12 protein-coding genes and 2 pseudogenes are annotated in these 12,815 nt (G+C 41.3%); 7 read left to right on the top strand and 7 right to left on the bottom strand.

Features of this window, described 5'->3' with window-relative positions:
* Positions 1-90: 90 nt before the first annotated feature.
* Positions 91-1,260: a pyridoxal phosphate-dependent aminotransferase gene (locus tag ANSO36C_RS06145; RefSeq protein WP_251958819.1), complete on the bottom strand. Its 1,170-nt coding sequence runs from the start codon at positions 1,258-1,260 to the stop codon at positions 91-93.
* Between the two features lie 446 nt (positions 1,261-1,706).
* Between ANSO36C_RS06145 and ANSO36C_RS06140 the strand changes: the two genes are divergently transcribed.
* The gene (locus ANSO36C_RS06140; protein WP_251958818.1) at positions 1,707-2,240 is read left to right on the top strand and encodes a hypothetical protein; all 534 of its coding nucleotides are present in this window, start codon (positions 1,707-1,709) and stop codon (positions 2,238-2,240) included.
* 93 nt (positions 2,241-2,333) lie between these two features.
* Here ANSO36C_RS06140 and ANSO36C_RS06135 read toward each other — a convergent pair whose 3' ends face one another.
* From ANSO36C_RS06135 to nrdJ (ANSO36C_RS06125), 3 genes and pseudogenes are all read right to left on the bottom strand, one after another.
* On the bottom strand, positions 2,334-2,552 hold the full coding sequence (locus ANSO36C_RS06135; RefSeq protein WP_251958817.1) for a hypothetical protein: 219 nt from the start codon (positions 2,550-2,552) through the stop codon (positions 2,334-2,336).
* A gap of 265 nt (positions 2,553-2,817) precedes the next feature.
* A pseudogene (gene nrdJ, locus ANSO36C_RS06130) lies at positions 2,818-3,891 on the bottom strand (ribonucleoside-triphosphate reductase, adenosylcobalamin-dependent); the annotation flags it as partial.
* 285 nt (positions 3,892-4,176) lie between these two features.
* Positions 4,177-5,406, bottom strand: a pseudogene (gene nrdJ, locus ANSO36C_RS06125) (ribonucleoside-triphosphate reductase, adenosylcobalamin-dependent); the annotation flags it as partial.
* Positions 5,407-5,625: 219 nt separating this feature from the next.
* Between nrdJ (ANSO36C_RS06125) and tilS the strand changes: the two are divergent.
* Positions 5,626-6,636, top strand: a complete 1,011-nt coding sequence (gene tilS / locus ANSO36C_RS06120) for a tRNA lysidine(34) synthetase TilS (RefSeq protein ID WP_251958816.1) — start codon at positions 5,626-5,628, stop codon at positions 6,634-6,636.
* A 275-nt stretch (positions 6,637-6,911) separates the two neighbouring features.
* A complete protein-coding gene (locus tag ANSO36C_RS06115) occupies positions 6,912-7,163 on the top strand; it encodes a hypothetical protein (protein ID WP_251958815.1) in 252 nt (83 codons plus the stop codon).
* Positions 7,164-7,482: 319 nt separating this feature from the next.
* On the opposite strand, the gene ANSO36C_RS06110 is transcribed toward ANSO36C_RS06115, so the two are convergent.
* Positions 7,483-7,716: a DUF4327 family protein gene (locus tag ANSO36C_RS06110; RefSeq protein WP_251958814.1), complete on the bottom strand. Its 234-nt coding sequence runs from the start codon at positions 7,714-7,716 to the stop codon at positions 7,483-7,485.
* Between the two features lie 483 nt (positions 7,717-8,199).
* Between ANSO36C_RS06110 and ANSO36C_RS06105 the strand changes: the two genes are divergently transcribed.
* Positions 8,200-9,432, top strand: coding sequence for a cysteine desulfurase-like protein (locus ANSO36C_RS06105; protein WP_251958813.1), 1,233 nt, complete (start codon positions 8,200-8,202; stop codon positions 9,430-9,432).
* Between the two features lie 63 nt (positions 9,433-9,495).
* Here ANSO36C_RS06105 and ANSO36C_RS06100 read toward each other — a convergent pair whose 3' ends face one another.
* A complete protein-coding gene (locus ANSO36C_RS06100) occupies positions 9,496-10,779 on the bottom strand; it encodes a molybdopterin molybdotransferase MoeA (RefSeq protein WP_251958812.1) in 1,284 nt (427 codons plus the stop codon).
* Positions 10,780-10,828: 49 nt separating this feature from the next.
* On the bottom strand, positions 10,829-11,365 hold the full coding sequence (locus tag ANSO36C_RS06095; RefSeq protein WP_251958811.1) for a PEP-CTERM sorting domain-containing protein: 537 nt from the start codon (positions 11,363-11,365) through the stop codon (positions 10,829-10,831).
* A 374-nt stretch (positions 11,366-11,739) separates the two neighbouring features.
* Between ANSO36C_RS06095 and ANSO36C_RS06090 the strand changes: the two genes are divergently transcribed.
* From ANSO36C_RS06090 to rpsR, 3 genes are read left to right on the top strand one after another with little or no spacing between them, the layout of a single operon-like run.
* Positions 11,740-12,297: an RDD family protein gene (locus ANSO36C_RS06090; RefSeq protein ID WP_251958810.1), complete on the top strand. Its 558-nt coding sequence runs from the start codon at positions 11,740-11,742 to the stop codon at positions 12,295-12,297.
* A gap of 43 nt (positions 12,298-12,340) precedes the next feature.
* Entirely contained in the window at positions 12,341-12,535 is a 195-nt protein-coding gene (rpmG, locus tag ANSO36C_RS06085; protein WP_094351774.1) for a 50S ribosomal protein L33, read from the top strand.
* A 2-nt stretch (positions 12,536-12,537) separates the two neighbouring features.
* Positions 12,538-12,753, top strand: coding sequence for a 30S ribosomal protein S18 (gene rpsR / locus ANSO36C_RS06080; protein ID WP_094333177.1), 216 nt, complete (start codon positions 12,538-12,540; stop codon positions 12,751-12,753).
* Positions 12,754-12,815 lie beyond the last annotated feature (62 nt).

The following is a 12,815-nucleotide window of genomic DNA, read 5'->3' as shown; positions in this document are numbered from 1 at the left end:
TTGAATTTTATATATGGGATTATGGACGAGGTACGCTAAAACAGCTTAACGCCTTCTTGAAGGAGGCAGGAGGCAGGAATTGAATGACTCTTAGTTCCTAACTATAGTTTCCAAACCTTGCACTAATCTCTCTATACCTTCTTTTGCTGTCTCTTTTTGCAGTGCCCCATAAGCAACACGTAGATAGCATCCGTGATCCATGCCAAAGGTTGTACCTGGAATAACTGCTACTTTATGTTCCTGAATCAGTCTTTTGACTAACTCAAAAGCATCCATCTGGGTATGAACTTTGAGGAAAAAATAGAAAGCACCATCGGCAGGAATAATACTACATAAGCCTTGTAGGCGATTAAGGGAGTCTAATACTAGTTGGCGTACTTGAGCAATGGCTCCTATATTACTCTTCAAATACTCCTCTTTTGCTTGCAATGCCCCTAAAGCTGCATATTGAGAAATCACTGGTGGACAAATCAAAATTGTATCCTGGACTTTTTTGACGGCGACAAGCAAATGTTTGGGAATCACCATGTAGCCAATACGCCAACTAGCAAAACCGTATGCTTTGGAAAGGCTATAAAGAGAAATTGTGTACTTGCTACTATTATCAAATGCACCAGGTGAAATGTGTTTTATCCCGTTATAGGTAAAGTATTCATAAGCTTCATCGCTGATGTGATAAATACTGCGAGTAGCACAAATTTGATTTACTTGACGCAATGCCGCTTCAGAATAGACAACTCCAGTCGGGTTATTCGGTGAAATTGTCACCACAGCCTGTGTTTTGGGAGTTATTGCTTGAGCGATCGCATCTGGGCGTAGTTGGTAATTTTCATCCGTTGCTACTAACACTGCACGACAACCAGCCATTGCGATTGCCATTTCGTGGTTGAAATAGTAGGGGGTATTCAGAATAATTTCGTCGCCTGGGTTAGTGATAGCAAGAATGGCATTCATAAATCCCATATTGCTCCCGGCTGTCACAACGATGCGGTTTTCCTCGTTGCTTTCAATCCCGTTGAAGGTTTGCAATTTTGCTGCAAGTGCTGTCAGTAAAGCGGGAATTCCCTCAACTGATTTGTATAAATTATTAGCAGGTTCAGCTAAGAATCTGGATAAAAACTCTCTGGCTTCATCTGGTGGGTTGTAAGAAACAACACCTTGTCCTAGAGAGATTGTTCCAGGAGAGTTTTTAATTAGTTCCCCAACCACAGGAATAATTGGCGATTGTACCGCCTGCATACGAGAGGTTAGGGATTCCATATTTTCTTGCCTATGTACCTGCCTTTAGTATCTCTTAATAGGGGAACAACCAGCTAGTACAGCACAGCAGAAGTTTGGCTACCTTTAACAATTGATTAAGCTCCCAATCTTTTTAATTAAGATGGTGTTTAGATTTACTCAACTATATACCAATACTTACTTTAATGATATGATAAGATTATACAATTTACTAAGCGAATATACTTTTATAGCAGATAGAAAATCAATTCTTAACTTCCGCCCTATAACCTATGTTTTCCTTCGGTAAAGGTTCCATCTGTGATGCAGAGGTGCTGATATTGTTTCTTTGTGAAGTTGTATATATTTACTCCCCAATTACACTGTCATCCCAAGTCATTAGGGAGACTAAATGGGGTTTTTTTATATGTATCTTCACATAGGACTGGTATGAGTCAGGAACAATATAAAACCAAAGGAGTAAGGGAATGCGTCTGAGAAAGCTAGTCAGTTATGGAATTTTTGTGGTATTGCTCGTCATTGGCTTCAGTTTCACGGGAATTGCCCGTGCTTTTGACTATCCACCTCCAACTGGGCAGGTTGCGATCGCTCAACAAACAAGCGATCTTATGTTCAACACGTTGTTCGCAGCACTGACGCAGGAGTTCGACGAGACCACGCCAGATAACGTGGAGCAAGGTAAGCATTCCATCTCACTGATATTTAACGATCAGAACAAGGATATGCGGTTAGTCGGCACCGTTGACCCGCTTCGGGAAAGCGATCGCCCCCGCGATAACTTCGAGCGTCAGGCAAACGCGTTAGCAATGGCGGGGCAAGCATACACGTCCGTCCAGCGTGTGAACAATCAATGGTACTATCGACGCTCGATTCCTCTGAGCAACTTCAGGGCAGAGTGTGCGCTCTGCCACATCAATTTCAAGCCCGGCCCTACGCCAGACCAAGTGGGCGCACTCATGCTTAGAGTGCCAATCAAGCAGCAAGGGAATTCTAAAAAATAAAATAATCATTGTATAAAGTAGAAGTCAGGGCTGCCAACGCAGCCCTGACTTCATGTTTTGTAGTGAATTTAACTATGTTATGATTAGAGTTTTTTAATCAATCGAAATCTGCTGAGGGCCACTGGCTTTACCATTATGTGCGTCTGTTGTGTTACTGGTGTAACTATTTGAGCGGATCTGTTTATCCAGCCAGCTTTTAACGGGATCATCTGCAAGATTGAGCCGAAGCACACCAGAGAAGAACCCACCCACAAATGAGACTGGATGCTGAGTAAATTCTTTGAATATAGGCGACAATTCACTAATGAACATTAAGAGACTCCTGGCACTGCCGTAAAAAATTATTACTTCTTAATTGATCGTAACGTGTTGAGCGATGTTGGGCATGGGGCATTGGGCATTGATAAGAAGCAGGGGGCAGGGGGAGGGGAGCAGGGGGAAATAAAGGTACAAACCTCACCCGCAAGTGGCGTGAGTTGTCTCCCTGCTTTTTCATTATTTTCCTCTGCTTCCCAGTCCCCATTACCCCTTATCCCCAAAGGGGGCGCCGAGTTCCCCAGCCCCCAGTTATCTAAACTTATGAGCTTGGTTGCTGATCGGGAAACATACACTTATCAGAATCACAACCACTAGGGCCAGCTTCTGCCATTTCGCCTAAATCATAGCGGCTTAAGACTGCACAGAAATCATCTGTTTTGCGCCGTGCTTTGACTTCTTGATTCAAGCGATTATAGGTTGATTTGTCTATTGGTTCAAATGGCAAACGTGGGAATGATTGCAAATCGTCAAAACGAGCTAAAAGAGCGGCTGAAATATATCCTTCATCATTCTGGATAGTTTCGTAGATTCGCTGTCCTAAAGGTTCGATTTCATCAGAGCGAAGTTCTAAAGTTGCTGATGTGTTGTGAGTCACATACCAACGTTGAACTTGGAGGACAAAATCAAATTGGGCTAAGACTGAAAACTTAGAAACATCAATTTCATCAGCCCCTGGTAAATCAGCCCAAGATACAGAAACAGGAATTTCTACTAACCACTCACTCACCCGTGAATCAAAAGGATCGTTAAGCAAATTGCCCTGTTCATCTTTATCTGATTGAGAGGGAATGACGTTGTAACCATAGTCAATACAAGCTAAAGCTACTGGGTCATTTTTGCCGAAGGTGATCCGGCGAATGAATCTTTGCGCTTTCGGGGGATGCCATCCTGAACTAGCATTAGTTAATAATGCCTTCGTGCCACTAGGTTGAACTGTGGTACAGCGATTTGGACGTTTGAGATTGTGGCGATCGCAGTAATCCCAAACCACCCGATGTACAATATCTTTCCAAGAACTGAGATATTTTTCTTCCTCACGCTTGAAAGCTAATCCTTGTGGAGTTGCAGGTCTTCCTTCTTCCCACCAGCGCAGCCAATCAACACCAAAAGCATGGACAAAGAAATCAAATAAACCTGTAAAAGAAACTCCTACAATCGGGTCTAGTTCACGGCTGTATTGATAACGTGGTTCTAAGAATTTGTGATTTAAAAGTGCTGCTACAGATAGCGCCCCAGCAGTAAAAGCTTCCTCCTGTTCTTTGTAGTTATATGGATCGATTTGATTGAGGTGAACCTCAGACAAATTGCAGTGGAAATTACTGCCGATGATTTCCAGATTTGTTACCCTAGAGGCTTTTTATCCCCTAGTTCTACTGCTTAATTATTTGCAGTAGCTCCGCGTACCTTTTGCAGATGTGACTTTAGATAATAAAAGTGTTTTTCACATCCACCCCCGCACTCTTGGAGAGATTATATTCTAGACAACAATTTTCGATGTAATCTAGTTTCACACTCTACGCTGTACGGTGTCAAAGGCTTTTTACTTCCTTTGATTACCACGGGATTAGCATCTCAGCTTTCCCCGTTTTTGCGAGGTTTTTAACGTGAGGCAAAATCACTTACCACACGGATTTAAAGCATATCGCTGCAAACGATGTTCTAGCTCATTAGCATCAAGATTGAAATGGCGTTCTTTTAACCACTCTTTTGCTGTTCCTTGTTCATAAGCTTGTAAAAACTCAACTTTCAAAGCTTGTGTTGGCAGCAAATCAATGTTTGATCGCGCGACGGCTTCACCAGCCCATTGAATCGCTCCCTCGCCACTATAATATTGTTTGCGGACGGCATCAAGACATTCTTCTAAGGTTGGCTTACGGTGAAAAACTCTGGTATGGTTTGCCATCCTGAGTGCATCACGCTCTGGATCAATTCGCCAGTTGCCATTTTCATCTTGCTGCCATAAATTATCTTTGGCGGTGGCTGCTAGGTTATCGCCAGAATCAAACTGACGCATCCCCGCGCTTCTTCGGATATTGCCTGCAACAATTGTTACAGCAGCTTGATCGATTAACAGACAACATTCAACTGAACTTAATTGTTGTCCTACAGCTTTATTCAGGATGGAAGCACAACGCTGATAGAGTCCGGGCAATTTTACCGGATTAGCAACTCCTCCAAAGCCGTTGAGAGTTTCTCCGGCTTTTCGGACATCGCTGATATCAACTAATACTTCAACTTTTGTTGAAAATTGTTCATCAGTGGAGAGTTCTAATAGCCTTTGATATGATTCAACCCAACCTTCACGGCTATCTCCAACGTGAATAATGACGTTATTGCCTTCTATATGAGTTTGAGTATATTCACGTCGCAGTTGCACAGGAGTGCTGCCAATTTCACCTTGGACAGTGACATTCAGTTGATTACGGATAGTAGGTAATTGGTTAATAAATTGTGGTTCTAGGACGGCTCCAGTACCACACCCCATCATTGCCAAATCCATCATTAATCCGAAGGCACTCCAGTCTTCAAGATTGGTGGAGGTGCAATTATAAGCGCCGGAAAAATTCTTTGGCTTGGTTATCCAGTCTGTACCACCAACCCATAGCCAGCGTCCACTGGGCATAGCTTTCAAGTTGCGCTGCATCTTATCCAGGATGACTGCTTCTTCTTGAGTTAGCTTTCCCAACTCGACTAAGCCGAGTATAGTGCGATCGCATACCTCATCCCATGTTTCCCTTAGTCCCGCCTTTGTCCGGCGGCTATAGGTTCTAAAAAATACAGGATTAGCAGCCGGTGCCGTTTCTGGAAACCTTGCACTCTGGCGTGTTCTTTCGAGATTCTGAACCATATATTAAGTGTCTTGCGTTCTTCTTGCGTGCGGACAGATTATGACTATACGCCAAGTAGTTTTAGTATTAAAGATTGTCAAATTGTCCACTTTACGCTAGCTCTACCCTACACTAATTACAACAAAAATTTATGATGTATAATGTCTCTCGCCCTTGGGTGGAAGATATATACTCGGTTTTAACTAGCACATATTTAATCATGAGTAAATTATTTTTATATGGTATGGACGCCCCTACATGCAAAAATCCATCGCACCATCCGATCGCGCCACTTATTTGAGCGCAACCAGCGTCTATTAATCGCTGTCTCCGGCGGACAGGATTCTCTGTGTTTAATAAAATTACTTTTAGATTTACAATCTAAATGGGGATGGCATTTAGGTATCGCTCACTGCGATCATCGCTGGCGTTCTGACTCCGAAGCTAATGCTAAACACGTCGAAAATTTAGCTAAAACTTGGGGTATATTTTTTTATTTAGAAACAGCGAACAAAGCAATAAATAGTGAAGCTACTGCACGCGATTGGCGATATCAAGCTTTATGTGCGATCGCCCAAGCAAATAATTATCAATATATAGTTACAGGACACACTGCAAGCGATCGCGCCGAAACTCTCCTCTACAATTTAATTCGCGGTACTGGTGCTGATGGTTTGCAGGCACTGACTTGGCAACGTCCCCTGACTACAGGCATTATGTTAGTGCGTCCACTTTTAGAAATCACTCGCTCACAAACAGAACAATTTTGTCAAGAATTTAAATTGCCAATTTGGGAAGATTCCACCAATCAAGATTTGCAATATGCCCGTAACCGCATTCGTCAAGAATTATTACCATATTTGCGAGATAATTTCAACCCTCAAGTAGAATCAGCCTTAGCCCAAACAGCAGAACTGCTGCAAGCAGAAGTAGAATATTTAGAAAAAGCTGCCCAGCAATTGCGGGAAGAGGCATTGGGCATGGGTGAGAATGAAAAATTACCTCTTTCTCCCCTGCTCCCCTTACGCTTAAATCGTCGGGTATTACAGAAAGCACCACTGGCGTTGCAACGTCGGGTGATGCGTCAGGTATTGCAGCAAATACTGACTGATGCCCCCAGTTTTGAACATATCGAAAAATTAACGGCTCTAATTATAGCGCCCAACCGATCGCAAACCGATCCATTTCCTGGTGGTGCGATCGCTCAAGTAGAAGGTGACTGGATCTGTATAAGGGGTAATGGAGACTAGGCAATTTGTAGTAATTGTTAACTTTTTGCTTACTGGTAATTTTTCTATACCTTACTTAACTGTGCGGAAACCACTATAAATAAGTTTCAATTCGTTACTTAACTAAATATGTATAAATTATACAATATTGTTAAGTATTTTGACTTTACTCACAAGTTCCTCATATTTGAAGATTATAGTCAAAATATAGACAGCTAGTTTTAAATATTTACGGGCTTCTCAACTGGTTGCCCTGATTGGCGATCACACTTTTATTAACAGGATTTGAGAAAAATATGAATTACTGTCCTTGCTGTTCAAGTTTGCTTTTAGAACATATACGTGGTGCAGAGACTTACTGGTTTTGTCGCCACTGCTGGCAAGAAATGCCTGTTTATAAGTGGAACGAATCTAATTCATTCGCCGATGTTGTTTTGGGTAAACCACCTAGAAAAGCTCAAAAAGAAAAACGTAGGAGTACTACTGTTTATGTAAGTCAATGGCAATCTATTACCGAATGGATTGGGCTAGAAGAGTTGTCTACTTAATACCAATTGACTTGGCATAGGTTAATATAATTATTTTTTCTTAATTTTCAGTAATAAATAGAATTCAGAAGTCAGAATCTAAAATAGATTCTGTACGATTGGCGGATAGCGCAGTGGTAGCAAGTCCCTCTACTCCAGCAAAAAAGCAAGCTACGCAAACCGTCTCCGGCTCCGCCCCAAGTTCTGATTTCTGAATTCTTCAATGCTTACTTTGAATAATCTCTTGTTTATAACCCCCGAATTAATTCGAGGGTTTTAATGGTTAAAGATTAATTTGTAATTTTGATTTTATTGGCATACTGCTAACGAGATTCAGGATCTAAATGCAGCCTAGATCATCTTCCCACGATTCGTGATTCAGTAGATCGATAATTCTATCTCTGAGTAGAAATTCGTTTTTTTCTAACTCAAGCTCAAAATGAACCCAGTCACGAGGAGGAATATATTTACAGAGGGTATAAATTTGCTGTTGACGGTTAACAAGTCGTTTTTTAACCAGTTGAAGTGCTTCTTTCTTGATAACCTCAATCTCGTATTTAACTGTAGTGTTCATAGGTTGTTCCTTCTTTGCAATCAAGGAATTCAGAATCAAAACAATAATTGCTTTGACTCTACCTTAAACTTATCAAAAAAAATGGCGGAAATTGTGAAGAATCAAGACATTAACCCTTGCTGGAAGTTAGAGATGTCAGTAAGATACTCTTCAGCCCCCGATTATACCACATCTAAATAGATTCATGCACAACAAGAAAGCTGCCATGACGAGGTTTCAGGAGGCAGGAGCAGGAAGACAGTTCTTGTAGGAGGAACTTGCGCTTGGCTGTGGACGCTTTGTATCGCACGGTACTTTCTGCTCGATACAATTCTTTTTATACTAATGGACAAGAAATAACTCACAACTAAAGTTGCTGCTAATACTTCTTTCCTTCGGCAATCACTGCTTTTTTGTAACCAGTAAAAGAGGATATAGATGCTCTCTGGGCGCGTTGCCAAAAGGTAAGTTAGGGTAAATAACATTTTTTAAAGGACTGAAGCTATGTTTCTTAATCTTGAAAAAGTTCGTCAATATTTTCCCGCTTTAGCTGGTGAATGGACTTTTTTTGATAATGCTGGCGGGTCACAAACTTTACAAAAAGTAGTAGATAGAATTAGCGAATTTCTCCTGAGTTCTAATGTTCAGTTAGGAGCTTCTTATGGGGTTTCTCAGCTTGCAGGAGAACGAGTAGCTCTAGCAACTAGGGGAATGGCTACTTTCATTAACGCTAATTCTTATAAAGAAGTAGTCATGGGCCCATCTACTACAATGATGTTGAAAGTTCTCTCAATTTGTCTGGGTCAAACTTTTACACCTGGCGATGAGATTATTGTTACTAATTGTGACCATGAGGCTAATATTGGTGCTTGGGTCGCTCTTGAAAAGCAAGGAATGAAGGTTAAAGTATGGCAAGTTCGCTCAGACACCTTGGAACTTCATTTAGAAGATTTAGAAGCATTGATGAGTAAGCGTACCAAACTAGTAGCCTTGACTCATGCTTCTAATGTTCTGGGAACCATCAACCCGATTAAAGAAATTGCTGCATTTGTCCACGATCGCAACGCAATGATTTGTGTAGATGGTGTAGCTTATGCACCCCACAGATTAGTTGATGTGCAAGATTTAAATGTTGATTTCTATGCTTTGAGTTGTTATAAAGTCTATGGGCCACACCATGCCTTACTTTATGGTAAAGAAGAACATTTATTCAGATTGCCTGGTCTTAACCATTATTTTATTGAACAGACAGATATACCTTATAAATTTCAGTTAGGAAATGTCAATTTTGAATTAAGTTATGGAATGTTAGGTTTATGTGATTATTTAAGTGAATTAGCACAATTGCACTACGGAAATGAAACTGCACCTGATTTGCGAAGTCAAATGGTACAGACATTTGATTTAATTAGCAGACATGAAGAACATATTAGCGATCGCCTCCTAAATTATCTCAATAGCAAGTCTAATGTCCGAATAATTGGTCAATCAAAGGCTGACCGTCAATCCCGTGTGCCAACTATATCTTTTGTCGTAGATGGAGTAAATAGCTCAACTATTCCGGCGAAAGTTGACCAACATTATATAGGAATTCGCTACGGTGACTTTTATGCTAAACGGCTGATCGATTACCTGGGGTTAGCCTCCCAAGGTGGAATAGTTCGGGTGAGTATGGTGCATTACAATACCCTTGAGGAAGTTAACAGTTTGATTGAGGCTTTTGAACAAATATTTTAAGATTGGGGATTGAAGATTGGGAAAATTCTTACCTAATCCTCAGTTCTTAGTCCCCATTCCCTATTACCCGTTACTAAGCTGCAAAACTTGCACATCTTCTAGTGGCGAAATTAATGTTTTACCCATCGGTAGAACAGCTAAGGCATTGGTTTGAGCTAAATTAATTAAATTGCCGGAACTGTTACTGCCACTAGCTTTGTGAAATTCATAAACACCATCAATTAAATGTAGCTTACCCCAAAGGTAAGTTTCCCGCTTGCCATCCGATCGCAATTCATCATGCGATCGCACTTTCAAAAATACTGTTTCCCAACCTTCAGCAATTCCCGAAAGTTTCTTGATTGCTGGTAGCACAAATCGCCAAAATGTCACCAATACAGCAGCAGGGTTCCCTGGTAAACCAAAATAAAGTGGGGAGTTTGTAGAGACGCGATTCATCGCCTCTGTAGGATAAATCGCGTCTGTGCTGGGGAAGGTGGCGACGGTGAGGGGTTTTCCTGGCCTCATCTCCACAGCCTGAATGTGAATTTTTGCCTTTAGTGACTCTAGAATTTTGTCAACATAATCATAATCTCCCACTGAGACACCACCCGAAGAGAGAACTATATCAGCGATCGCAATGGCGTGGGCAATGGCTTTCTCCAGAGCAACTGGATCATCTTTCACAATACCTAAAATTAATGGTTCTGCGCCACTTTGTCTCACTAAAGCTGCCAGCGCATACAGATTAGAGTCCACAATTTGCCCTGGTTGCAATGGTTGATCAATTGTCATCAACTCATCACCAGTGGAAAAAATTGCCACCCGTGGACGGCGGTAAACACTTAATTGCGGACACTGTGCTGCTGCTAATACAGCAATTTCTGAGGCATTTAACTTAATTCCTGCTGGTAGTAATTGTGTTCCAGCCTGATAAAAAGATGCTTTGTATCTGACAAATCCTTGCGGTTTTGGCGTATCCAAGATAAATACGCGGTTTTCCTGGCGACTTGTCTTCTCTTGCATGACTACAGTATCCGCACCTGCTGGGATCACCGCACCTGTGAAAATCCGCGCTGCTTGCCCTGGTTGAATCGTAGACTTGGGCTGATACCCAGCCGGAATATCTTCAACGATTTCTAAAACGGTTGGTTTTTCAGTGCTAGAGTGCTGTACATCTTCGTACCGAACTGCGTAACCATCCATTGCCGAATTATCCCAATGGGGAAAATCTAGGGGACTAGTTACAGGCGTTGCCAAAATCCGACTATCTGCTGTGAATAAATCGACAATTTCTGTATCCCGTTGATGATCCAACGGTTGTACTAAATTTAAAATAATTGCTTCTGCATCGCTGACTGATAACATAGCGATCGCTCCCGACTTTTCTTTTATCCCTCTGAACCAATTTTAGATTTTAGATTTTAGATTTTGGATTGAATTTCTCTTTGAGAGTAAATCCCAAACTAGACAATGCTAATAAACCGATAATGATGCTTCCTTCGGGGACTTTGGATACTTGAACCGAATTGTTGCTTAAATCTAGTATTTGCTTTGTGCCTGCGGCATTTCTACTGTTAAAACCAAATTCTTTAGTTAGAGTCTCATCACTAAAACCTTCATCGATGAGTGCGAGATTATTATTAAGCCATGTGTCGCCAGGAAGCTCATCATCCTTGCCAACATCAAAGGGGCCAAAGATTTGCTCTTTAGCGCTATCAAAGTTGAATCTTAAATAGCTGTAGTTAGATATACCACTAAGTACTGGAGTGAAACTATTTATGAGATTACTCAAGGGATCAAAGAAAGAAATTGAGAGAGATTGCAAGTTATTCGTAGCTCCCAAACCTGCTTCAGAAATGACATTTGCAGCAGTTGTTGTATCGTAGTTAAATGAACCTTGAGCTGAATAACCTGTATCTCCCTTTCCAGTTAAAGTTAAACTCAGCAGCATGAGCTATACCGTTAGTGTTAGCGATCGCTAACACTACGCCAGTAGTCGCCACCAGACTAATAGCTGTTTTAGTAAACAGATGTGTCATAGGTACAACTTCCAAATTAATTAAAATTAAGTTTCTACAACAATACAATACATCTGTAAGTAAGTAGGCGAGAATAAATCAAACTAAGTTAAGTAATGTAAAAAATCTGGAGATAAATTATTTAGTGAGCGGCTCCAGCCGTTTATTGCTTAATCCTATTCTTTAGTCGTACAGTTGGCTGGTTCTTGTTCGTTTACAGCGCAGCAACTAGCTAAGTTATCACCTTAATATTAAAAACAGGAGCGATCGTTATTTCCCAACCCCTAAATAAAAATACCTGTTTTGTATGACTATCGAACGACTTCCTCAAAAACACTATCCCAAGGCTGAAATTGGGCGGCGGGGCATGGCATTGGGGCTTGATTTCCTTGGTGTCTGGTTAGTCAGTTCCTTACTGGGAGGCAGCGATATCGGGATTCAATTTGTTGAAATCTTAGTTTTTGTAATACTTTGGCTGATTTTGCGGGTGCTGGTGGTATACAACAATCAAGGGCAAAGTTTGGGGCGTTGGGCATTCGATTTAAAGGTGTTAGAAGTCGAAGACGGGGAAGTAATGGGCAGAATTCCAGATTTGCTCTCACTGGTGAAGCGAGAGGCGATTATTGGCTTAGGTGCGCTTTTAGTGTCAATTGCCCTGAGCAATATTCGAGCCAATCCCACTGCTATACTGCTAGTATTTCCCCTAGCGATTGATTGTGGGACTGCTTTCTCTGATACCCAGATGCGGCAGGCTTTACACGATCGCTATTGTGGAACTTTTATCGTTTCGTCGCGTCGTGGCTACTCGCTCGACATAAAAATCAAAAGATTAGTTGATAATATGCGGCGGAATGTGAGAAGATAGTCATTTGTGTTAATTCTCTTCAGGCTTCACTTTTTGTAAGATTATGGCTAAGAGTAAAGGTGCCCGCATTATTATCACACTAGAGTGTACTGAGTGCCGGACAAATTCAGACAAGCGTTCTGCTGGTGTTAACCGTTATACCAGTACTAAGAATCGCCGCAACACCACTAACAGGCTAGAACTGAAAAAGTTCTGCACCCACTGCAACAAACATACTGTTCACAAGGAAATTAAGTAGAGATGAGTTATTTCCGTCGTCGCCTTTCTCCAATTAAGCCAGGAGACCCAATCGATTATAAAGATGTTGATTTATTACGCAAGTTTGTCACCGAACGGGGTAAAATACTGCCACGTCGGATTACAGGGTTGACATCTCAGCAACAGCGAGAGTTGACATTAGCAATTAAGCGATCGCGGATTGTGGCTTTGTTGCCATTTATCAATGCGGAAGGCTAAAACAATTTTGGATTTGGGATTTTAGATTTTGGATTATATAAGAGAAGCTGTATCTAAAAAAA

Origin of the sequence: Nostoc cf. commune SO-36 (assembly GCF_023734775.1) — a bacterium.
GTDB lineage: Bacteria > Cyanobacteriota > Cyanobacteriia > Cyanobacteriales > Nostocaceae > Nostoc > Nostoc commune_A.
This window is presented reverse-complemented; position numbering and strand designations above follow the sequence as displayed.